At 70.0% G+C, this 22,636-nt stretch carries 18 protein-coding genes and 1 tRNA gene; 4 read left to right on the plus strand and 15 right to left on the minus strand.

Going from position 1 to position 22,636, the window contains the following annotated elements; translation table 11 throughout:
* Positions 1-12: 12 nt before the first annotated feature.
* The gene (ilvA, locus tag EDF46_RS10730; protein WP_123506260.1) at positions 13-1,254 is read right to left on the minus strand and encodes a threonine ammonia-lyase; all 1,242 of its coding nucleotides are present in this window, start codon (positions 1,252-1,254) and stop codon (positions 13-15) included.
* Between the two features lie 72 nt (positions 1,255-1,326).
* On the opposite strand from ilvA, the gene EDF46_RS10735 reads away from it, so the two are divergent.
* Positions 1,327-2,541, plus strand: coding sequence for a winged helix-turn-helix domain-containing protein (locus tag EDF46_RS10735; RefSeq protein ID WP_123506261.1), 1,215 nt, complete (start codon positions 1,327-1,329; stop codon positions 2,539-2,541).
* Positions 2,542-2,683: 142 nt separating this feature from the next.
* On the opposite strand, the gene EDF46_RS10740 is transcribed toward EDF46_RS10735, so the two are convergent.
* Together EDF46_RS10740 and EDF46_RS10745 are read right to left on the minus strand one after the other, a co-directional pair.
* Positions 2,684-3,589, minus strand: coding sequence for a M48 family metallopeptidase (locus EDF46_RS10740; protein ID WP_123506262.1), 906 nt, complete (start codon positions 3,587-3,589; stop codon positions 2,684-2,686).
* Positions 3,590-3,608: 19 nt separating this feature from the next.
* Positions 3,609-4,190, minus strand: a complete 582-nt coding sequence (locus EDF46_RS10745; RefSeq protein WP_199738261.1) for a LemA family protein — start codon at positions 4,188-4,190, stop codon at positions 3,609-3,611.
* A gap of 184 nt (positions 4,191-4,374) precedes the next feature.
* On the opposite strand from EDF46_RS10745, the gene EDF46_RS10750 reads away from it, so the two are divergent.
* Positions 4,375-6,630: a hypothetical protein gene (locus EDF46_RS10750; protein ID WP_158614221.1), complete on the plus strand. Its 2,256-nt coding sequence runs from the start codon at positions 4,375-4,377 to the stop codon at positions 6,628-6,630.
* A gap of 13 nt (positions 6,631-6,643) precedes the next feature.
* Here EDF46_RS10750 and EDF46_RS10755 read toward each other — a convergent pair.
* From EDF46_RS10755 to EDF46_RS10795, 9 genes are all read right to left on the minus strand, one after another.
* Positions 6,644-6,717: transfer RNA gene (locus tag EDF46_RS10755), tRNA-Leu, on the minus strand.
* A gap of 218 nt (positions 6,718-6,935) precedes the next feature.
* Positions 6,936-8,420 (minus strand): NAD(P)/FAD-dependent oxidoreductase, encoded by a 1,485-nt coding sequence (locus EDF46_RS10760; RefSeq protein ID WP_123506264.1) that lies wholly within the window; start codon positions 8,418-8,420, stop codon positions 6,936-6,938.
* 39 nt (positions 8,421-8,459) lie between these two features.
* On the minus strand, positions 8,460-9,707 hold the full coding sequence (locus tag EDF46_RS10765) for a S8 family serine peptidase (RefSeq protein ID WP_123506265.1): 1,248 nt from the start codon (positions 9,705-9,707) through the stop codon (positions 8,460-8,462).
* Positions 9,708-9,711: 4 nt separating this feature from the next.
* Positions 9,712-10,230, minus strand: a complete 519-nt coding sequence (locus tag EDF46_RS10770) for a DUF501 domain-containing protein (RefSeq protein ID WP_123506266.1) — start codon at positions 10,228-10,230, stop codon at positions 9,712-9,714.
* Positions 10,231-10,250: 20 nt separating this feature from the next.
* A complete protein-coding gene (locus tag EDF46_RS10775; protein ID WP_123506267.1) occupies positions 10,251-10,799 on the minus strand; it encodes a septum formation initiator family protein in 549 nt (182 codons plus the stop codon).
* Between the two features lie 151 nt (positions 10,800-10,950).
* A complete protein-coding gene (gene eno, locus EDF46_RS10780) occupies positions 10,951-12,231 on the minus strand; it encodes a phosphopyruvate hydratase (RefSeq protein WP_123506268.1) in 1,281 nt (426 codons plus the stop codon).
* Positions 12,232-12,365: 134 nt separating this feature from the next.
* Complete coding sequence (gene hisS, locus EDF46_RS10785) at positions 12,366-13,592, minus strand: histidine--tRNA ligase (protein ID WP_123506269.1); 1,227 nt, start codon at positions 13,590-13,592, stop codon at positions 12,366-12,368.
* A 265-nt stretch (positions 13,593-13,857) separates the two neighbouring features.
* Positions 13,858-14,454, minus strand: a complete 597-nt coding sequence (locus EDF46_RS10790) for a TetR/AcrR family transcriptional regulator (RefSeq protein ID WP_123506270.1) — start codon at positions 14,452-14,454, stop codon at positions 13,858-13,860.
* Between the two features lie 204 nt (positions 14,455-14,658).
* Positions 14,659-15,393: a MazG nucleotide pyrophosphohydrolase domain-containing protein gene (locus EDF46_RS10795; RefSeq protein WP_123506271.1), complete on the minus strand. Its 735-nt coding sequence runs from the start codon at positions 15,391-15,393 to the stop codon at positions 14,659-14,661.
* A 125-nt stretch (positions 15,394-15,518) separates the two neighbouring features.
* On the opposite strand from EDF46_RS10795, the gene EDF46_RS10800 reads away from it, so the two are divergent.
* The gene (locus tag EDF46_RS10800) at positions 15,519-16,688 is read left to right on the plus strand and encodes a Na+/H+ antiporter NhaA (protein WP_123506545.1); all 1,170 of its coding nucleotides are present in this window, start codon (positions 15,519-15,521) and stop codon (positions 16,686-16,688) included.
* A gap of 416 nt (positions 16,689-17,104) precedes the next feature.
* Here EDF46_RS10800 and mfd read toward each other — a convergent pair whose 3' ends face one another.
* Positions 17,105-20,728: a transcription-repair coupling factor gene (gene mfd, locus EDF46_RS10805; protein WP_123506272.1), complete on the minus strand. Its 3,624-nt coding sequence runs from the start codon at positions 20,726-20,728 to the stop codon at positions 17,105-17,107.
* Positions 20,729-20,898: 170 nt separating this feature from the next.
* On the opposite strand from mfd, the gene EDF46_RS10810 reads away from it, so the two are divergent.
* Positions 20,899-21,189, plus strand: a complete 291-nt coding sequence (locus EDF46_RS10810) for a hypothetical protein (protein WP_123506273.1) — start codon at positions 20,899-20,901, stop codon at positions 21,187-21,189.
* Between the two features lie 93 nt (positions 21,190-21,282).
* Here EDF46_RS10810 and pth read toward each other — a convergent pair whose 3' ends face one another.
* Both pth and EDF46_RS10820 read right to left on the minus strand, forming a co-directional pair.
* The gene (pth, locus tag EDF46_RS10815; protein ID WP_123506274.1) at positions 21,283-21,867 is read right to left on the minus strand and encodes an aminoacyl-tRNA hydrolase; all 585 of its coding nucleotides are present in this window, start codon (positions 21,865-21,867) and stop codon (positions 21,283-21,285) included.
* Between the two features lie 48 nt (positions 21,868-21,915).
* Entirely contained in the window at positions 21,916-22,530 is a 615-nt protein-coding gene (locus tag EDF46_RS10820) for a 50S ribosomal protein L25/general stress protein Ctc (protein WP_123506275.1), read from the minus strand.
* Positions 22,531-22,636 lie beyond the last annotated feature (106 nt).

Raw genomic sequence — 22,636 nt, forward strand, 5'->3', positions numbered from 1 at the left:
CGTCTGCGCGGGTTACGAGTCGACGCGCACCGGCGTGAAGCCCGCGTCGGCGAGCCGGGCGAGCACCTGCTCAGCATGATCCGGCCCGCGCGTCTCGACGCTGAGCTCGAGCTCGACCTCGCTGATCTGGAGGCCGCGGCCGTGGCGGGTGTGCAGCACCTCGACGACGTTCGCGTTGGCCTCGGAGATCAGTTCCGAGACACGGGTGAGCTGACCGGGACGATCCGGCAGCATCACCCGGAAGTGCAGGTAGCGGTCGGAGGCCGCGAGGCCCCGGCTGATGACGCGCTCCATCATGAGCGGGTCGATGTTGCCGCCCGAGAGCACGATCACCGTCTTGCCCAGCGCCTGCACCTGCTCGGTCAGCACGGCGGCGACGCCGACGGCACCCGCGGGCTCGACGACCTGCTTGGCGCGCTCGAGCAGCACCAGGATCGCCTTGGCCGTGTCGTCGTCGCCGACGGTGACGACCTCGTCGACCACCTCGCGCACGATCTGCCAGTTGAGCTCGCCGGGCTTGGCGACGGCGATGCCGTCGGCGATGGTCGGGGTCGGCACGACGCCGGTGCGCTCTCCCAGCTTCATCGACACGGCGTAGGGCGCCGAGTTGGCCGCCTGGACGCCGATGATTCGGATGCTTCCGCCGGTCTCGCGCCGCGTCTGCGTGATGGCGCTGGCGACGCCCGAGATGAGGCCGCCGCCGCCGATCGCCATGATGATCGTCTCGACGTCGGGCACCTGGTCGAGGATCTCGAGGCCCAGCGTGCCCTGGCCGGCGATGACGTCGGCGTGGTCGTACGGCGGGATGAAGACGGCGCCGGTCTGCTCCGAGAAGTCCCGCGCGGCGCGGAGGGCGTCTTCGACCGAGTGTCCGCTCAGCACGACGTCGGCGCCGTAGTCGCGCGTGGCCTGCAGCTTCGGCAGGGCGACGCCCACGGGCATGAAGATGGTGGCCGTGATGCCCAGCTCGCGGGCCGCGAGAGCGACGCCCTGAGCGTGGTTGCCGGCCGACGCGGCGACGACGCCGTTGGCCTTCTCATCGGCGCTCAGCTGCGAGAGGCGGTTGTACGCGCCGCGGATCTTGTACGACCCCGTGCGCTGCAGGTTCTCGCACTTCAGATAGACAGGCGTGCCGAGAACGGCGCTCAAGAACGACGAGCTCTCCATGGGCGTCACGTGTGCCACCTGCGAGACGCGTTCCCGCGCCGCATGGAAGTCCGCGAGCGTGGGTCCGGCAAGGATGACGTCAGGCATGGGAAGAGTGTACGGCTCGAAAGGGTGCAGGAACTCCCGCCCGATGTCACTGGTTCCCCCTAGTCTCGGGGCGTGTCGAAGTCCGTCGTCTCCCCCGCCCTCGCCCGTCGCATCGCCCTCGCCGCGCAGGGGTTCGGCCAGACCCCGGCGGCCGCAGTGGGGACGCGTCAGCTCAACCTGGCCATCGACCGCCTGGGCATCGTCCAGATCGACTCCGTCAACGTGTTCGAGCGCAGCCACTACCTCCCGCTGTACGCCCGACTGGGCGCCTACGACCGGTCCCTGCTCGACCGGCTGACCTTCGCACGCGGCGGCCGCTACGTCGAGTACTGGGCGCATGAGGCGGCTTTCCTGCCGACCGAGTCCTGGCCCCTCTGGCGCTGGCGGATGCACGACTACCGGGCGAAATGGGCGGCCGACGAGACGTCCTTCTCGCGCACGAATCGTCCGATGCTCGACTGGCTGCTCGACGAGCTGCGCTCGACGGGGCCGCTGCCGGCAAGTGCCATCGAGGCTGACTTCATGGGGCAGGAGGGTTCGAACGTCCGCCGCGGCCCCTGGTGGGGCTGGAGCGACGTGAAGCGCGGCCTCGAGGTGCTGTTCCGCACCGGCGAGGTCGTGAGCGACGGTCGCAGCCGATTCGAGCGCGTGTACGGCCTGCCCGAGCAGGTCCTGCCCGCCGAGATCGCGTCGCGGGAGGTGTCGCGGGCCGACGCCCACCGCGAGCTCGTAGCTCGCGCCGCGGCCGCCCACGGCATCGGCACGGCGTCCGACCTCGCCGACTACTACCGGCTCAAGGCCGTCGACGTCATCCCCGCGCTCCGCGAGCTCGAAGACGCCGGCATCGTCCAGGAGGTCGAGGTGCCCGGCTGGAAGCGCAAGGCGTTCCTGCACACCGGTGCGCGACTCCCCCGTCGCATCGCCTCCGACGCGCTGCTGTCGCCGTTCGACCCGATCGTGTGGGAGCGCGCTCGCGCCGAGCGGATGTTCGGATTCCACTACCGGATCGAGATCTACACGCCGCAGCCGAAGCGCGTCTTCGGCTACTACGTGCTGCCCATCCTCCAAGACGAGGCTCTGGTCGGCCGCATCGATCTGAAGTCCGACCGGCAGGCGGGCATCCTGCGCGTCCAGGCCGCGTGGCACGAGGCCGGGCAGGCGGTCGACGTGGAGCGGCTCGCGGCGCTCCTCCGGCGCACGGCGGCGTGGCAGGGGCTCGGCGACGTCGAGGTGACGGGGCGGGGCGACCTGGCGCCGGCAGTGGCGTCGGCGCTGCGGGCCGCCTGACGTCGGTACGGCGGGGCTGGGCAGTTCCTGCGCCCTGGTTCTGCGCGTCGCACCGGCCGTGCCAGGCCCGCCGGATCGGCAGGAACCCGCCGTCTGTTCGACGGGAATGCGCCGAATCGGCGGGTGCCCGTCGAATTCGCGGCTAGAAGGTGCCTGCGCTCGACCGCAGCCGCTCGACGCGCTGCTCGATCGGCGGGTGCGTCGAGAAGATGCGCGACATCAGGCCCGGTCGGGCCGGGTCGCTGATCCACAGGTGGGCCATCGACGAGTTCTGCGTCAGCATCGGCCGCCCGTAGGCGCCGAGCTTCTCGAGCGCCCGGGCCAGGCCCTCGGGGTAGCGGGTCGTCAGGGCTCCGGTGGCGTCGGCGAGGTACTCGCGCTGGCGCGAGACGGCGGCCTGGACGCCGGCGGCCGCCAGGGGCGCGACGATCATGCCCGCGAGGCCGAGGATGATCATGACGGGGTTGCTTCCGCCCCCGCCCTCGCGCCGGTCGTTGTTGCTCCCGCCGAACATGGCGCCGAAAAACGACATCCGCACGAGGACGTCGGCGAGGAAGCCGACGGCCACCACCAGCCCGAAGACGATCGTCGACACGCGGATGTCGTAGTTCTTGACGTGGCCCATCTCGTGCGCCATGACGCCCTCGAGCTCAGCGTCGTCCATGATCTCGAGCAGGCCGGTCGTGGCGGCGACGACGGCGTGCTGCGGGTCGCGCCCGGTGGCGAAGGCGTTGGGTGCGGGGTCTTGCACGACGTACACCTCGGGCATCGTCATGCCCATCGTGATCGAGAGGTTCTCGACGGTTCGATACAGGCGAGGCTCTGTCGTCGCGTCGATGCGGATGCCGTGGCTCATCGCGATGGCCTGGCGCGAGGCGAAGAAGTACTGCACGAGGGCGTAGAGGGCGGCCACGACCAGGACGGTGAAGCCGATGGAGGGGTTGCTCCAGATGGCGCTGGCGGCGAAGCCGAGACCACCGATGATGACCAGGAAGATCAGGATGATGAAGACGGTGTTGCGCTTGTTCCGCGCGACGGCGTTGTACATGGGGCGTCTCAGCCTCGCGTCAGAACTGGACGCGCGGGGGCTCGGCGATCGCCGACGGCTCGGAGACCTCGAAGAAGTCGCGGTTCGTGAAGCCGAGGCGCTTCGCCACGAGAGTGTTCGGGAAGACGGTCGTCTTCGTGTTGAACTCGCGGACCCCGCCGTTGTAGAAGCGGCGAGCGCCCTGGATCTTGTCTTCGGTGTCGACGAGCTCCGACTGAAGCTGGAGGAAGTTCTGGCTCGCCTGCAGCTGGGGGTAGTTCTCGGCGACGGCGAAGATGCTCTTGAGCGACTTCTGCAGGTGGCCCTCGGCGACAGCGGCCTCGGCGGGCGACGAAGCACTCAGAGTCTCGGCGCGGGCTTTCGTGACGCTTTCGAACACGCCCGACTCGTGCGACGCGTATCCCTTGACCGTGCTGATGATGTTAGGGATCAGGTCGCCTCGGCGCTTCAGCTGCACCGTGATGTCGCTCCACGCCTCGTCGACACGCACCTTCAGCGTGACCATCGAGTTGTAGGTCGCCCAGAAGTAGATGCCGACGATGACGAGCAGCAGGACGACGATGCCTACCGCGATGAGAATGCCGATGAGGGCGGAATCCATGCTCGAGTTGCTCCTTGTTGATTCGGCATTCACTATAAACGGGCGGGGTGCGGCCTTCATGTGGCCTGGGCATTCTCGGAGCCAACTCACGAAGTGGCAGACCGCGCAATCTAACGATTGGTGAAACTTTTCGCGGTTCAGCCCTGGGGTGGATTGACTTGTACCCCGCGCCTTGGCTTACTGGGTGACAGTGCTCACCGACACGACCCCCAGCTCCCGATGCTCCGCGGCCCTCGCCGGTCCGCGTCGTCGCCGTGCCCGAGTGGTCGGCCTCCTCGGCCTCGCAGCTCTCGCCGGCCTAGTCGGGGCACTCGTGCTCGGCCAGTTCCCGGCCATCGCCGAGCCGGCCGCCGGCCCGAACCCGGGTGGCTCGGCGGCTCCCACGCTCTCCCCGGTCACGCCCACGATCACGGTCGCCGACGCTCCGTCATCGACGACGCGCGCGACCGGCACCGCGACCCCCGGAGCGAGCCTCCGCATCCTCGACCCGACGCACCCCGCCTCGTCGCTGTGCACGACCACAGCGGCGAGCGACGGCTCCTGGTACTGCTCGGTGACCGTCTCGAGCGGTGCCGACCAGCGCCTGACCCTCCGCGACCTCACGAACACGCAGTTCGCCGACGTCATCTCCGAGCCGTTCTCGATCCTGGCGGCCCCCGCCGTCTCGACGTCGGCCGGTGTCTCGGTGGGCGCCCGGCTGCAGGGCACGGCGTTCGCCGGCGCGACCGTGACGCTGACCCTCGTCGAGGGCGGCTACAGCACCGAGGTCAAGACGACCGTCGCCTCCGACGGCTCATGGTCGAGCGTGCTGCCCGCCTCGACCGTCCCGACGGGCACGTACTCGGTCACCGGCGTCCAGTCGTCGACGGCCGTGCCGAAGGTGCCCGTGTCGAGCGCGTCGTCGCCGCTCTCCGTGTCGATCGACCGCGAGGCCCCGCCCGCCCCGCGGCTCCTGCACCCCGCCGCCGGCTCGACGGTCTCGACGCAGCCCCTCACGTTCGACGGCAACGGCCAGAACGGCGCGACCGTCACCACCTACGTCGACAGCAACCCGGTCTGCACCGCGGTCGTGAAGAACGGCTACTGGAGCTGCACCTCGGCCGGGCTCCTGCTTCCCTCCGGTACGCGAAGCGTCCAGGCCGCGCAGCGCGACGCCGCCGGCAACTACGGCGCACCGAGCGCTGCCGTGAAGGTCGACTTCGCCGAGGCCACCCCGTCGTCGACGCCGTCGGCCCCCTCGACGAACACGCCGGGGCAGGCACCCGGCAGCGGCCAGACGCCGAGCGACCCCGGCTCCTCTTCGACCGCCGCACCGAGCGTGCCCGGCGGCGGCGGGTCGACCGGCGGCGGCCCCGGCAGCGCAGGAGGCCCGGGCTCCGGCGGGGCTGTCCCCGGTGACGGCGGCGCAGGAACTCACGGCTCGGCCGCCGCACCGGGCTCCGCCCTGTCCGAGGCCTCCTCCTGGACGGCCTCGACGGGCTTCGGCCGCAGTCTGCCGACCCTCTCGGAGAGCGTGGGCGGCTCCGCGTGGGCGTGGGCGCTCCTTCTCGGGCTGGTCTTCGTCGCCCTGGTGCTCGCTCCGATGAGGCTCGCCGCGTCGGCGCTCGGCGGCCGCCTCGCGATGCGGGCCCGGCACCTCACCGGCCGCAACCGCTCCCGCCGCGACGACTCCGCGCAGCCTGCGCTCTCTCCGGCCGCCGCCGTGGCCACCGCCCTGGCGGCGGGCGCTCTCCTCGTCGCCCTCGCCGCCGGGGTCGACGACCAGGTCCGCTACGTCCGCCTCGCCGTGGCCATCGTCATCGGGCTCGGCCTCATCAACGGGCTCGGCATCGTCCTGCCGACGTGGATCGCCGGGCGCCGACTGGGCCTGCGCCTGCGTCTCACCCTGTCGCCCCGCCTGCTGCTGGCCGCGGCCCTCGCCTGCCTCGCGACGCGCATCCTCGACCTCGACCCGCCGATGGTGCTGGGCGTGCTCCTCGCGGCCGGCCTGGTCGACACCGCCGGGCGCGACCTCGATGAGATCGGCGACGTGCGGCGCGGCGGAATCGTCGCCACCGCGCAGCTCGGCAGCCTCGCCCTCGTCTCGCTCGTCGCCTGGGTCGCCCACGGCCTCGTTCCCGCGGGTAACGCCGTCTTCGCCGTCGAGATCACCCGCGAGACGCTGGCCACCGTGTGCCTGGCGGGCCTCGGGTCGCTCATCGTGCTGCTCGTGCCCGTCGGCAGGCTGCCCGGCCGCGCGCTCTACTCGTGGTCGAAGCCGACCCTCGTCGGGCTCGCGATCGTCGGGGTCGCTGCCGCCGCGGTCGTCTACGCCGGGGGCCCTGCCGAGGCCTTCCCCATCGGCCCGCTGGTCGTCGCCGCGATAGCGTTCGCCGTGGTCGCCCTCGGCGCGTGGGCGTGGGTGCGGTTCGTCGAGCCGGCGACCGACGACTACGTCTGACCTGGTCACGCGGTGCCCCCGCAGGGGTTCGAACCCTGACTGAAGCGATTTTAAGTCGCCTGCCTCTGCCAATTGGGCTACGGGGGCGCGGGCTTCCAGCGTAGGGGACGCCCGGCCTCCCGCCGCCGCACCACGATCCGGACTCGACACCACCCCGGCCGCGCTTCGACCCACGATCGGGACTCGGCACCACGCGAAGCCGTGGTGCGGAGTCCCGATCGTGGTGCGAGCGGCCGGGGGATGTACCGCACGCAGGAACGCCCCGCCCGACCGATGTCGACGCGGGGCGTTCCGGCAGCTGACAGCTACTCGGCGACCGGAGCCTTCTTGGCGGCGGCCTTGCGGGCCGGAGCCTTCTTCACGGGCGCAGCCTCGGTGGACGAGTCGGCCGGCGTCGCGTAAGCGGGACCAGGGGCGTCCTTCGGCGCACCGATCTCGGGCGCCGGAGCAGAGGCCTCGGCCGGGGCGGCCGGCTTCGGACGCGACGCGAACTCCTCGAAGGCCGCACGCGGCCTGGTCACGTTGTCGAGCGAGGCGATGTCGCGGCCGAGGATCATGTTGTTGGCCCAGCCGGTGACGACGCGGATCTTGCGCTCGAACGACGGCATCGCCATGCCGTGGTAGCCGCGGTGCGCGGCCCAGGCCGGGAAGCCCTTGAGCGCGAACTTGCCGCTCTGGAACACGCCGATGCCGAGACCCAGGCCCGCGACAGCGCCGAGGTTGTCGTGGCGGTAGTCCTTCGTGTTCTCGCCGCGGAGCACCGCGGTGATGTTCTTAGCGAGCTGCTTGCCCATGCGGACGGCGTGCTGCGCGTTGGGCACGCAGAAGCCGCCGACGCCGGCGCCGGTGAGATCGGGGGTCGCTGCGACATCGCCGCAGGCCCACGCGTCGGGGACGACGGTGCCGTCTTCGGTGACGATGCGGAGGTCGGGCTGCACGGTGATGCGGCCACGGGCCTCGAGCGGGAAGTCGGTGCTGCGGACGACGGGATTCGCCATGACGCCCGCGGTCCAGATGATGAGGTCGGACTCGAACGACTCGCCGGTGGAGAGCTCGACCTTGCCGCCGACGGCGGACTGGAGCTGCGTGTCGAGGTGCACGATCGCCTGGCGCTCGGCGAGGTTCTTCAGCACCCAGTGGCTGGTCTCCAGAGCGACCTCGGGCATGATCCGGCCCATCGCCTCGACGAGGTGGAAGTGCGTGTCATCGATGGTGAGGTTCGGGTAGTTCTTGAGGAGGTCGGTCGCGAAGCTGCGGAGCTCGGCGAAGACCTCGATGCCGGCGAAGCCTCCGCCGACGACCACGGTCGTGAGCAGGCGGTCGCGCTCGGGGCCGGCGTCGAGGTTCGCCGCCTTCTGGAAGTTGGTGAGGAGCTTGTCGCGGATCGCCTCGGCCTCTTCGATCGTCTTGAGTCCGATGGCCTCGTCAGCGACACCCGGGATCGGGAAGGTGCGCGACACTGCGCCGGCCGTCATGACGATCTGGTCGTACTCCATCTCCCAGGCATCGCCGACCTCGGGGGTGATGGTGGCGGTCTTGGAGGCGTGGTCGACCTTGGTCACCTTCGCGGTGACGACGTTGGTGCGCGTGAGGTGACGGCGCAGCGACACGATGGCGTGGCGGGGCTCGATCGAGCCGGCGGCGACCTCGGGGAGGAAGGGCTGGTAGGTCATGTACGGCAGGGGGTCGACGACCGTGACATCCGCCTCGCCCTTGCGCAGCCACTTCTCGAGCTTCCAGGCGGTGTAGAAACCGGCGTAGCCGCCGCCGACGATCAGGATTTTGGGCACGAGGGATTGACTCCTTGGTAGGTGTGGACGAGAAACAGGCTAGTGCCTGTTGCGTAAGCGTTTGAAATGCCGAACGGCCCCGATGACGACGGCGATCACACTGACACCGAGACCAGCGTAAACCGCCAGCGGGATGGCAGTGGAGCGCAGCTCCTGGGTTGACGGGGGGAACCCAGCGTTTCCGTCCCTATTGGCGACAGCTGTCGTCGGCGTCGCCGTCACAGGAGCCGAGGGCTCGGGCGACGAGGTCGGGATGGGCGCGGCCTCGGCCCGACGGTGCAGCCGCACCCAGTCGGTCAGGCTGCCGAGAGGGTTCTCGGTGGCGTGGGCGACGTCGCGCGTGACAGCCGCCTCGGCGTTCACCAGTCCGTGCCCGTAGATCGGCCCGGGCGACGGGCTGCCTTTCGGCGTCGCCGTCGAGACGATGCGCTGGATCACGTCATCCGCGCTGATGCCGGGGTGCGCCGCGATCACGAGAGCGGCGATGCCCGAGACGAGCGGGGCCGCACCGCTGGTTCCTGACCAGAGCAGGTACTGCCCACCGGGGCCGACGCCGACGAGGCCTTCGCTCGGTGCGGCCACGCCGATGGTGATGCCCTGGCTCGACGCGTCGAACGAGGCGTTCTGCGACTGGTCGACACCGGCCACGGCGAGCACGCCGGGCATGGTCGCCGGCGCCCCGACCTCGTCCGTGCCGCTCCCCCGGTTGCCTGCGGCAGCCACGACTACGACGTTCTTCTTCATCGCATAGAGGAACGCGGAGTCCCAGCTCTGCGGCCAGTCCAGCGTGTTGCGTGTCAACGACATGTTGATGACCTTGGCGCCGTGGTCGACAGCCCACCGCACCGCCTTGGCGATCTGGTCGTCGGCGTCCGTGGCTTGGGCGCCGAACCCGACGGAGATGCTGAGCACCTGGGCGTCGGGTGCGACGCCGATCACGCCGGTTCCTGCGCCCGTGCCCCTCCCGACGAGAAGGGAGGCGACGAGCGTGCCGTGCGCGGAGTCGTCGCCGATCGGGGTCTGGCCGTTCGCTCCGCCCGACCCCGAGAAGTCGGTGCCGCCCGCGACGGCGCCCTGCAGCTCTCGGACGCTGCCGTCGACGCCCGAGTCGATGACGGCGATCTTCACCCCCTCGCCGCGGGTCGTCGCCCACGCCCGCTCGATGCCGTAGTCGCTCAGCCAGTACTCGCGGTCGCGGATCGAGTCGGCCGACGCCGCCGAGGCCGGCAGCAGGAGGGCAAGGGCGACTGCGGCGACGAACGCCGCGATGGCGCTCCCCCGGCGCATCCGATCAGCTCTCGAGGAGGTAGTCGTCGCAGGTGCAGACGTCAGGGCTCCAGGTCGCGCGCTCGAGGGCGAGGTCGCCGAACGGGTTGACGCCGGGGCCGGCGGCCAGGGAGTGGCCGGCCAGCGCGTGCAGGCACTTGATGCGCTCGGGCATGCCGCCGGCGGTCACGTGCGCGATCTCGTCGACGTGCTCGACGCTCTCGCGGTCGGCGAGGTAGGCCTCGTGCGCCGCGGCATACTGCTGCTTGAGCTCGGGGCTCGATGCCATCTGGTCGGTGAACTCGGCCATGACGCCGTTCGCCTCGAGGGTCGAGATGGCGGCGGTCGCGCCCGGGTGGCACAGGTAGTACAGGGTGGGGAACGGCGTCCCGTCGGCGAGACGCGGCTTCGTCGAGACCACCGTGGGGTTGCCGCAGACGCACCGCGCTGCGATGCCGATCACGTTGCGCGCGGGGCGGCCGAGCTGGGCGGACACGATCTGGATGTCGCGCTCGGCGACGGCGGCGAAGGGAGGCGTGGTCATTTCGCCACCAAGCCTAAACGCTACTTCTTGCCGCTGATGTCGGGGGCGACAAGCTTCGTCGCCGGCTCGTCGGTCAGCCCCGCATCGAGGATCGACGCCTGCATCGCGCTCACCCAGTCGACCGTCGGGGTCTGGATGTCTCTGGTGATCTTCGTGCCGGTCGACGTGGTCGACGTCGTGCCGCTCGACTTCGAGTCGTCCATCACCAGGTAGCTGTACTCGCCCGGGTAGACGTAGAGCAGGCGGTCGCGGGCCTGTGCCTCGATGTAGGCCGGGTCGTTCCAGCGCGCGACGTCGTCTTTGAGGTCGTCCACGTTCTGCTTCTGCTCGTCGACCTGCCCCTGCAGCTGCGTGATCTGCTGCTGCTGCTGGATGAGCGTGCGCAGGCTCGGGGCCAGGATGACGACGAAGAGCACGATTATCACGAGCATGAGCAGACTGAAGCCGGAGAACCGCATGCCGCGGAGCCACCCGCCGGCGGCGCTCTCCATCGCCGGCAGGCTGACGGGGACGCGCTTGACGGGTGCCCGCCTGTCGGACGCACTGCGGGTGCGGGGTGTCTCGGCCATGCTCCGACCCTAGGCGACCGTTCCGGCATCTCGAGCCGCTGCGGCGGTGGGTCGCTGAGAGTGCTCTGGGCGCAGGAACTGCCACCCCGCCGCCGACACGGCGAAGGCCCGCCCCGCGACGTGCGCGGGGCGGGCCTGCCGGTGCTCGTGACTACGCCGTGAAGCGCGGGAACGCCGACGCGCCGGCGTAGACCGCGGCCTCGCCGAGCTCCTCCTCGATGCGGAGCAGCTGGTTGTACTTCGCGACGCGCTCGGAGCGAGCCGGGGCGCCGGTCTTGATCTGGCCGCCGTCGGTCGCGACCGCGAGGTCGGAGATCGTGTTGTCTTCGGTCTCGCCCGATCGGTGCGACATGACCGTCTTGTAGCCGGAGCGCTGAGCGAGCGCGACGGCGTCGAGGGTCTCGGTCAGCGTGCCGATCTGGTTGACCTTGACGAGTAGCGCGTTGGCGGCGCCGTTCTCGATGCCCTTGGCGAGGCGCGTCGGGTTCGTGACGAACAGGTCGTCGCCCACGATCTGGGTCTTCGAGCCGATGACGGACGTCAGGTGAGCCCAGCCCTCCCAGTCGTCTTCGTCGAGGGGGTCTTCGATGGTGACGAGGGGGTACGAGGCCACGAGCTCCTCGTAGTACGACGACATCTGCTCGGCCGACTTCGCGGAGCCCTCGAAGGTGTACGAGCCGTCCTTGAAGAACTCGCTGGAGGCGACGTCGAGGCCGAGCGCGATGTCTTTGCCGGGGGTGAAGCCGGCGGTCGTGATCGCCTCGACGAGGAGGTCGAGCGCGGCGCGATTGCTCGAGAGGTTGGGCGCGAAGCCGCCCTCGTCGCCCAGGCCGGTCGAGAGGCCCTGAGACTTGAGCAGGCCCTTGAGCACGTGGTAGGTCTCGGTGCCCCAGCGGAGCGCCTCGGAGAACGTCGAGGCGCCGATCGGCAGGATCATGAACTCCTGGATGTCGACGTTGCTGTCGGCGTGCGAGCCGCCGTTGATGACGTTCATCATCGGCACGGGCAGCGTGTGCGCGTTCGGGCCGCCGATGTAGCGGAACAGCGGCAGGTCGGCCGAGTCGGCTGCGGCACGGGCGACGGCGAGCGAGACGCCGAGGATGGCGTTGGCGCCGAGGCGGGCCTTGTTGTCGGTGCCGTCGAGGGCGATCATGGCGCCGTCGATGACGCGCTGGTCGGTGGCGTCGAGGCCCTCGATCTCAGGGCCGATCTCGTCGATGACGGCGGCGACGGCCTTGAGCACGCCTTTGCCCTGGTAACGGGCCTTGTCTCCGTCGCGGAGCTCGTACGCCTCGAAGGCACCGGTCGATGCGCCGGACGGCACTGCGGCGCGGGCGACCACGCCGTCGTCGAGCAGGACTTCGACCTCGACCGTGGGGTTGCCCCGCGAGTCGAGGATTTCGCGGGCGCCTACGGCGTCGATTGCTGCCACGGAATTACTCCTTCGGTTGACTGACTACGAGGGCCGCGAGCGTCACCGGCGCTGACCCGGCCCCAATCCTACCCACCGGCCTCATCGGGGAGGAGACGTTCTCCACAGGCCCCGCTCGGCCGTAGCCGCCCCGTCTAGCTGAGCGGCTTCCACTCCAAGGGCGCTGCCGCATCGGCGAGGGTGGCGAAGCGCGTGTAGCCGAGCTCGGCCAGGCCGGCGAGCTGGTTCTTGAGGTTCTTCGCGCGCCTGTCGAGGCGCACCCGGGTGCCGTCGGCGGCGAGCTCGTGCTGGAGGCGCACCAGCTCGGCGGGTGGGACTGTGGCGTCGTAGAGGATGACGGAGCCCTCGGCCGAGCCGCCGGGCAGCTCGACGAGGTCGACGAGCCGCTCGAAGCCGAGCGAGAAGCCGGCCGCCGGCACGTCGGCGCCGAGGAACCGCCCGATCATCCCGTCGTAGCGCCCGCCGCCGCCGAGCGAGTAGCCGAAGTCGGGGTGGGCCACCTCGAAGATGGTGCCCGTGTAGTAGCCCATGCCGCGCACCAGCGTCGGGTCGAACTCGAGCCGGGCGTCCGGAAGCGCCTCGCGCAGCGACAGCAGGTCGCCGAAGGCCTCGGCGTCGAGCCACCGAGCACCCGCCGAGGACTCCCAGGTGGCCCCCGCCAGCTCCGCCAGCTGCGCCGCGAGGTCGTCGGTCGGGACTCCGATCTCGGCCAGCTCGCCGACGACGCCGTCGATCCCGATCTTGTCGAGCTTGTCGATGATCACCAGCGCGGTGTCGAATCGCTCCGTCGGCACCTTCCAGTGCGACAGCAGCCCGAGGAGGATGCGCCGGTCGTTGATTCGGATGGTGGTGCCGACGAGGCCGAGGCGCCCGAGCACCTCGGCGGTCGCGCTGATCAGCTCGATCTCGGCCATCGGGCCGGCTTCGCCGATGATGTCGATGTCGCACTGCACGAACTGGCGGTAGCGACCCTTCTGCGGACGCTCTGCGCGCCACACCGGGGCGATCTGGATGGCGCGGAAGACGGTCGGAAGCGTCGCGCGGTGGGTGGCGTAGAACCGGGCGAGCGGCACGGTGAGGTCGAAGCGGAGGCCGAGATCGGCGAGGTCGAGCGCCGTTTCGGCGCTCTGCAGCTTCTCAGTGCTCAGGCCGCGCTTCATGATCGCGAAGGCGAGCTTCTCGTTGTCTCCGCCGAGCCCGGCATGCAGCCGCGAGCTCTCCTCGACGACGGGCGTCTCGATCTCGTCGAAGCCGTACGAGCGATAGGTCTCGCGGATGGTCCCGAGCACGAGGTCGCGCCGTCGCTTGTCGGCCGGGAGGAAGTCGCGCATTCCGCGGGGCGGGTTCACGGGAGAGGGCATGCATCAATCCTCCCAGATGGGCGGATGAAGCCGTGACTTGTCTCCATGTGACATGTCATGTACGCTGGGTGTCGCCCGCATGGCAGAGCAGCAGACACGAGTCACCCCTTCGTCGTGACTGCTGCTCCCCGAGACCGACGAGCGCGAATCGGGTTGCGCGCTCGTCTGCCTGGCGGCTCGTCCCTTCCCTGCGGCGACGATCCCGGCCAGGCTGGCGGTGCCCCGCGCTAGAGCGCGGGGCACCGTTCATCTCACGACTGACAGGTCAGACGGCCGCGGCTGCCGTCGCCCGCACTCGTGCCGCGAACGCGCGCACGTGGAGGCGGAACGCCGCCGTGACCCGCTCGGTGTCGCCCGTCGCCAGAGCGTCGTACTGCAGCCCGTAGATCGTGTCGGTGAACAGCCGCGACTCCACGTCGGCGACGTCGGCGTCGAGGCCGCGCGCGATGCACCAGTCCTTGGTGAAGGCCTGCCACCGCGACACGGCCGAGCGCGCGATCCCGCCGGCATCGCCGTCGATCATCTCCAGCATCGCCGCCTCGTACTCGAGGCGCATCAGCTGCAGGTTGTACGGCGTCGATACCTCGGTCCAGGCCGTCTCGATGAACTGGAGCCACGCAGGCTCGTCGAGGTCGACCGGGTCGACGGCCAGGAGGGCGTCCTGGCGGGCGACGATCGCGCGCACGATCTCATCGACGAGCTGCGACCGGTTGCCGAAGTGGTAGACGAAGACGTACGTGCTGACACCGAGGGCCTCGGCCAGCGTCCGGAACGACACGGTCGCGAGCGTGCGGCCGGCGAGATGCTCGAGAATCCGCCCCAGGAGCTCCGGCTTGCGAGTGGGGTCGGGTTTCCGGGGCACGAGCCGTCCTTCACGATTGCCCGCCTCCGGAGACCCTGCGCCCCCGAGCAAGCTGAATCACGATAACAGAGCAGTCGCACACGAAAACGACCTGGTGAAATACCGAGAATGTTCAGATGACATTTCAGTCTGGTGTAGAGTGATCACGTCGCGCTGAACAAGCGCGATCGGGTCGGCTGATCACTGATCCGGGCGGGGTCCCCTCTATTCGGGTTGTGGGGCGCCCCGCCACTCTTCTTCTCCGCGCAGCGACTTTTCTCGGGTGCGGAGCGACTTTTCTCGGGTGCGGAGCGACTTTTCTCGGGCACGCAGCGCCCGCTCGCGCTCACGCAGAGCCTCGCGCAGAGCCCGTTCCGCATCCCAGCCGCGAGCCGATGCCTCGTCGACCTCGGCGAGCAGGTGGCGTCCCCAGTCGAGCTCGGTGTCGGCGGCAAAGGTGCCGCGTCGAGTTCCTGCGCCCCTTGCCTCGCCTGCGCGACCCGCGATCTTCTGAACGCGCGACAGCGCCGGGAGTCCGAGAGGGACCCCGTCGAACGCGCTCTCGCGCCCCGCCTTCTCGACGGCCTTCGCCGCCGACCAGAGCCGGACGATGTCGTCGACGTCGGCGGCTGTGTCCGCGCCGAACACGTGCGGGTGCCTCCTCCGGATCTTCGCATCGACGTCCTCGACGACCTCGGCCAGGCCGAAACCCTCCCCCGCGCGCTGGGCGATACCGGCGTGGAGCACCACCTGGTACAGCACGTCGCCGAGCTCCTCGCGGAGATCGTCAGCCGAGCCCGCCTCGATGGCCTCGACCAGCTCGTAGGACTCCTCGAGCAGGTAGGTCACGAGCGAGGCGTGGGTCTGGGCGCGGTTCCACTCGCAGCCGGGCGGGTCGAGCAGGGCGTCGACCGTGTGCTGAAGAGCCTCGATGGCCGTGCCCGCGTCGTGGTCCGTCACGTGTCTCCTGTCCCAGCCGATGTCGGTGGTCTCACGATAGAATGCTTCTCGGTGAGTCGGGAAGTCTGGTCGACGCTTCCTCCGTCGACCTCTTCTCGGGGCTCGACCTCATCAGTCAGGACTCCATGAGCTCTCTCTTCCGCTCGGAGCGCGCGTCCGCGGGCATCCTCCTCGGCGCCGCCGTGCTCGGCCTCCTCCTCGCGAACCTCGCCACCGGGCCCGCTCTGCTCGACATCAAGGCCTTCCACTTCGGCTTCCCGTCCATCGGGCTCGACCTGTCGGTGGGGCACTGGATCTCGGACGGCCTCCTCGCCCTCTTCTTCTTCGTCGTCGCCGTCGATCTCAAGCACGAGCTGGTGCGCGGCGACCTCAACTCGGTGTCGAAGGCCCTCGTGCCGGCGATCGCCGCGGTCGGCGGCGTGATCGTCCCGGCCGGCGTCTACCTGCTCGTCACGGCCGGCACCCGGTACTCCTCGGGCTGGCCGGTGCCGACCGCCACCGACATCGCCTTCGCCCTCGGCGTCCTCGCGGTCTTCGGGTCGGCGTTGCCGGGTCGCATCCGGGTGTTCCTGCTGGCGCTCGCCGTGCTCGACGACCTCATCGCCATCCTGATCATCGCGGTGTTCTTCACCCACGGCAGCAACCTGCTGTTTCTCGCGCTCGGCGTCGTGGCCGTGATCGCCACCTTCGCCGCGGGCAAGCTGCTCGGCCGTCGCACGGGCGCCGCCGGCGTCGCCGTTGTCGTGATGATCACCGTCCTGGCCGTCGTCACCTGGTACCTCGTCTACCGCTCGGGCGTGCACGCGACGATCGCCGCGGTCGCCGTCGGCCTGGTGCTGCCGCTCGGTCCGGCCCGCAAGGCCGTCCACGCGCTCGAGCCGTTCACCAACGGCATCGTGCTGCCCGTCTTCGCGTTCGCCGCCGCGGCGGTCGTCGTGCCGAGCGTCGGGCTCGGCGAGCTCCGCCCCGTGTTCTGGGCGATCGTCATCGCGCTCCCCGTCGGCAAGCTCATCGGGATCACTCTCGCCGGCGGGATCGCCTCCCGCATCTTCCGCAACCCCGACCCGGCCCGCCGCAGTCAGACGCTGTCGATGGTCGAGATCGTCACCGTCGCGATGCTGGGCGGCATCGGCTTCACCGTCTCGCTCCTCATGAACGAGCTCGCCTTCAAGCAGTCGGAGGAGATCGTCGACGAGGGCACGCTCGCCGTGCTCCTCGGCTCGGGCATCTCGATCGTCATCGCGGCCGTCCTGGTGAGCATGCTCAAGCGCGCGCACCAACGTCGCGTGCGCTGAGCCCGGCCCGCGCCGCGCCCCGCCGAGCGCCGCCCCTCGCGCCGCCGCGTTCCTCGCGCCCGCCGCGTTCCCCGCGCCGGCGCATTCCTCGCGCCGGCGCATTCCTCGCGCCCGCCGCACCTCACCGGGCCGCAGGCCGAGGCGGCGAGATCGCACTTCTCGTCGCCCCGCCGGGTCAGACCCGACGCCAATCGCGATCTCGCGCCCAAGCCAGCCGCGCGGCCGCACCGAGCGCGTGGACTCTGCAGCCGACCGCGTCTCTCCGTGCCGATTCCGAGGGGCAGCCCCGGGCGCAGGAACTCCGGACCCGCCGCCCGACCGCCCCACGACGCGGCCGCGAGATCGCACTTCCCGTCGCCGCCCCGGGTCGGACCCGACGCGGATCGCGATCTCGCGCCCCGCAGATCGCGCGGCGCCTACCCCGGCGACGGCGCCGCGCTGCCGGCCGGCTTCGCCGGCGCCGCATCGTAGATCGCGGTGAGCAGCTGCTCGACCCACTCGATCAGCTCGGCGTCCGGCAGGGGCTCGCCGTTCTTCCGCGGCATGGGCACCGACACGGACTTCGTCTGCGCGAAGTAGCGGCCGCCGGGGAACAGCCGGCCGAGGCGGAGTTGGACGGAGTCGGGGAGTTCCTGCGCCGCCACCCGGAGGTTGGAGCCCATGGCGACGACTTCGCTCAGACCCGTCTTCTGGGCCATGCGGCGGAGGCGCGAGACCTCGATGAGCGCGAGCACCTCGGCGGGCGGCTCGCCGTACCGGTCTTTCATCTCGTCGAGGACGGAGTCGATCTGCTCGTCGGTGGAGGTCGGCGACGAGGCGGTGGACAGCTTCTGGTAGGCCTCGAGGCGCAGGCGCTCGCTCTCGACGTAGTCTTCGGGGATGTGGGCGTCGACCGGCAGCTCGAGCCGCAGCTCGGTCTGGCCCTCGGCCACATCGCCGCGGAACGCATTCACGGCCTCGCCGATCATCCGCAGGTAGAGGTCGAAGCCGACACCCGCGATGTGGCCCGACTGCTCGCCGCCGAGCAGGTTTCCGGCGCCTCGGATCTCCAGGTCTTTCAGCGCGACCTGCATGCCCGCGCCGAGCTCGTTGTTGGCGGCGATCGTCTCCAGGCGGTCTTGAGCAGTCTCGCTGAGCGGCTTGTCGGCGTCGAAGAGGAAGTACGCGTAGCCGCGCTCGCGCCCGCGGCCGACGCGGCCGCGGAGCTGGTGCAGCTGCGAGAGGCCGTACCGGTCGGCGCGGTCGATGATCAGGGTGTTCGCGTTGGCGATGTCGAGACCGGTCTCGATGATGGTCGTCGAGACGAGCACGTCGAACTTGCGCTCCCAGAAGTCGACCATGACCTGCTCGAGCGCCGACTCGGGCATCTGCCCGTGAGCGACGGCGATGCGCGCCTCGGGCACGAGCTCGGCGAGCTGGGCGGCGATGCGGTTGATCGACGAGACGCGGTTGTGCACGAAGAAGATCTGACCCTCGCGCAGCAGCTCCCGCCGGATGGCGGCGGCGATCTGGCGGTCGCTGTTCGGCCCCACGAAGGTGAGGATCGGGTGCCGATCTTCGGGTGGCGTCGCCAGCGTCGACATCTCGCGGATTCCCGTGACCGCCATCTCGAGCGTGCGCGGGATCGGCGTCGCGCTCATCGCGAGGATGTCGACGTTGGTCTTGAGCTTCTTCAGCTGGTCTTTGTGCTCCACGCCGAACCGCTGCTCCTCGTCGATGATGACGAGGCCGAGGTCTTTGAAGGCGAGGCCCTCGGTCAGGATGCGGTGCGTGCCGATGACGATGTCGACGGTGCCGTCGCCGATGCCCTTGATCGTCTCTTTCGACTCCTTCGCCGACTGGAAGCGGCTGAGGGCGCGCAGGTGCACCGGGAACCCGGCGAAGCGCTCCGAGAAGGTCTCCATGTGCTGCTTCACGAGCAGTGTCGTCGGGACGAGCATGGCGACCTGCTTGCCGTCTTGCACGGCCTTGAAGGCGGCACGGATCGCGACCTCCGTCTTGCCGTAGCCGACGTCGCCCGAGATGAGGCGGTCCATCGGGATGGGCCGCTCCATGTCGGCCTTGATCTCGTCGATGGTCGTGAGCTGGTCGGGCGTCTCGGCGAACGGGAACGCCTCTTCGAGCTCGCGCTGCCACGGGGTGTCGGGGCCGAACGCGTACCCCTTCGAGGCCATGCGCGCGGAGTAGAGCTTCACGAGCTCGACGGCGATGTCGCGGACGGCCTTGCGGGCCTTGCCCTTGGCCTGAGACCAGTCGCTGCCGCCCATCTTGCTGAGCTTCGGGGCCTCGCCGCCGACGTAGCGGCTGAGGAGGTCGAGCTGGTCGGTCGGCACGTAGAGGCGGTCGCCCGCCTGGCCGCGCTTCGACGGCGCGTACTCGAGCACGAGGTACTCGCGGTTGTGCTTGACGGCGTTGCGGCCGCCGGTCGACACCTCGCGGCTGGTGAGCTCCAGGAACCGGCCGATGCCGTGCGTGGAGTGCACGACGATGTCTCCGGCCTTGAGCTGCAAGGGGTCGACGACGTTCTTGCGTCGCGAGGCGAGCTTCTTGACCTGCCGCGACTCGTAGCCGGCGGCCCGGCCGAAGAAGTCGGACTCGCTGAGCACGGAGAGCTTCGCCGACGGGATCTCGAAGCCGGCCTCGACGCCGGCGGTGACGAGGTGCGCGACGCCGGGTTCGGGGTCGGCGGGCAGGGACTCCTGAACGCGTGCCGCGACGCCGAGCTCGGCGAGCACGTCGCGGGCGCGGTCGACGAGCCCGGTGCCGCGGGCCGTGACGACGACGGTCCAGCCCTCGGAGACGCGCTCGGCGACGTGCAGGGCGGCGCCCTCGGCGTTGCCGGCGAAGCTGGGGACGGTCTCGGCGTCGACGCGGCGGTAGTCGCCGGCGGCCTCGATCTTCTCTTCGTCGGTGAGCACGAGACCCGAGTCGAAGCCCGAGATCGACCACCAGGCTCGGCCGTCGGCCTTCAGCCGCAGGTCGCCGACGGTGAGGAAGTCGCCCGAGTCGAGGTCGATCGGGGCCTCGGCGCCGGCGGTGGCCGCGATCCAGGCAGCCTGCAGGAACTCGCGGTTCGTCTCGGCCAGGCTCTTCGCCCGCGACACGACTCGCTCGGGAGACAGCACCGCGATGGCCGCACTCTGCGGCAGATAGTGCGTGATCGGCACCAGGCGGTGCACCAGCGCCGGTGCCAGCGACTCCATGCCCTCGACGGGGATCCCCTGGCCGAGCTTCTCGAGCATCTGCGCCAGGCTCGGGAACTCGTGCTGCATCTCGCGCGCACGCTGTCGGACGACTTCGGTGAGCAGCATCTCGCGGCTCGGCGGCAACTCGACCTCGGTCACCTCGGAGTCGAGGCTGCGCTGGTCGGCCACGGAGAACGGACGGATCTGGTCGACCTCGTCGCCGAAGAAGTCGACGCGGACGGGGTGCTCGGCTGTCGGCGGGAAGACGTCGAGGATGCCGCCGCGCACGGCGAACTCGCCGCGTCGCGTGACCATGTCGACGCGGGCGTAGGCGAGGTCGACGAGCTGCGTGGCGATGCCCGACAGGTCGTGGCCGCGCGTGCCGGTGGCGAGCACGACGGGGTCGACGTCGGCGAGGTTGTCGGAGAGGGGCTGGAGGGCCGCGCGGACGCCGGCGACGACGACGAGTGGCGGAGTTCCTGCGACCTTGTCGGTCTTCTCCCACTCCGCGAGGCGCCGGAGCGCGCGGATGCGCTTGCCCACGGTCTCGGCACTCGGGCTGAGGCGCTCGTGGGGCAGGGTCTCCCACGCGGGGAACTCGAGCACCTCGGCCTCGGGGATGTAGGAGGAGATCGCCGAGCGGACTGCCTCGGACTCCCGGCCCGTCGCGGTGATGACGAGGAGGCACTGGGGGGTCTGGCGCTGCGGCCCCTCCCGGCTGGAGAGGAGCCCGGCGAGCAGCGGAACGCGCAGCCCGTCGACCACGGAGAAGTCGCTCGATCTCTCAGCCCCCTCGAGGGCGTCGCCGAACGTCGAGGCGCGCGAAAGCGCAGGAATCAAGCCCTGGAGGATCACTCGTACGAGTGTACGGGCCCCCTCTGACACTGGCCCGGGCGGAGGTCGCCATCACGAGAGTCCTCTTTTGTGCACGGTTTTATCTGCTCAGAGGATGCGCCCCACGGATCAGTGTGGAATTCTGTATTCATACGTGACGCGAGCTCCTGGAGGACAGATTGCGTGTAACTATGAGACTCGTTGCAGGCGCCCTACGCGGCGCGCTGGGCGGGCTGGCCGTACTAGTCGTTGTCATCCTCACGGCGGTCTCGATATCACTGTTCAGTGCGGTCGATATCCGCCTGCCGGGGCTCGTTGCCGGACGGTTCGCGGAAAACGACGGCCTGCCCGACGTGAGCTTCGCCGTGAATGACTTGGGTCTGCTACTCGTCGTCGTTGGCGGCGTATCCGTGTCCGTCTTGCTGACAGTCCGCAAGGAGATCCGCGAAGGCCGTCTCGGCATGCGGGTACGGCGGAGGTGAGAAGCCACACAGGCTGAGTCCTCCCGGGCGACACTGGCCCGGGCGGAGGCCGCGCACAGGGCCCGCCGCGGCGACCCGACCCGCAGCGCGGACCTAACTCGCCGTGTGGAACCGGAGCTGCGCCGCGGTCAGACCGTCGGTCGCGATGAGCTCGACCGCGTCGGCCGCCTCGTCGAGGAGGTTGGGGAGCGTCTTGCGCTCGGTGGCGCTGAAGTCATGCAGCACGAAATCGGCGGCGTCCTGCCGACCGGGGGGACGGCCGATGCCGACCCGCACCCGGAGGAAGTCCTTCGAGCCGCACGCGGAGATGATGTCGCGGAGGCCGTTGTGGCCTCCGTGCCCGCCGCCCTGCTTGATCTTGAGGGTGTCGAACGGGATGTCGAGCTCGTCGTGCACGACGATGAGCCGCGACACGTCGAGGTCGTAGAAGCGCAGCAGTGCTGCCACGGGCGGGCCGGACACGTTCATGAACGTGGTGGGCTTCGCCAGGACCAGCCGAGGGCCGCCGGGGAACGAGCGTCCCTCGGCGACCGTGGCCTGCGTCTTGTGGGTCTTGAAACCCGAGTGAAGACGGTCAGCGAGCAGCGACAGCACCATCTGGCCGACGTTGTGCCGGGTGGAAGCGTAGCCGGGCCCGGGGTTGCCGAGCCCGACCACGAGCCATCTGTTGTCGTCCAGGACTGCGCCCTTCGCTGATCCGCCTTCGGGATGTGCCGCTGCGAGAACCTACTCGGAGCGCTCTTCGTCTTCGATCGAGGGCACGTCGCCCTCGGCAGCGACCTCGTCCTCCGCAGCCACCTCGGCGCGAGGGAGGCTGATGATGACGACGAGCGACTCGGGGTCGCTGATCAGCTTGGCGCCGGACGGCAGCTCCACGGCCGAGGCCAGGATCTGGGCGCCGTCCTCGAGGCCCTCGATCGAGACGACGACGTTCTGCGGGATGTGGGTGGCCTCGACGTCGAGCAGCAGAGTGTTCGACTCGATCACGTGGATCGTGCCGGGGTACGACTCGCCCTCGATGTGAACGGGGACCTCGACCTCGACGCGCTCGCCGGCGCGGACGATGACGAGGTCGATGTGCTCGATGATCTGGCGGACCGGGTCGCGCTGGATGTCCTTGACGAGGGCGAGCTGCTTGGTGCCCTCGATGTCGAGCTCGAGGACCGAGTTCGAGCGGCGGGTGATCAGCATGGTCTCGTGGCCGGGCATGGTCACGTGGACCGGCTCGGTGCCGTGGCCGTAGATGACGGCGGGGATCTTGTTGACGGCGCGGATCTTGCGGGCCGCGCCCTTGCCGAAGCTCGTGCGGATCTCGACGGACAGCTTGTTGTCGTCAGACATGTGTGTCTCCTTCTGGAAGTGGTGGGCTCTCGTGGAGCCCGGGAATTCAACTCGAACGCATCAATAAGCGTGAGGAAAGACAGGGACTGTCCGCCCACCGCGTCGA

This window comes from Frondihabitans sp. PhB188 (genome assembly GCF_003752365.1).
Lineage (GTDB): Bacteria > Actinomycetota > Actinomycetes > Actinomycetales > Microbacteriaceae > Frondihabitans.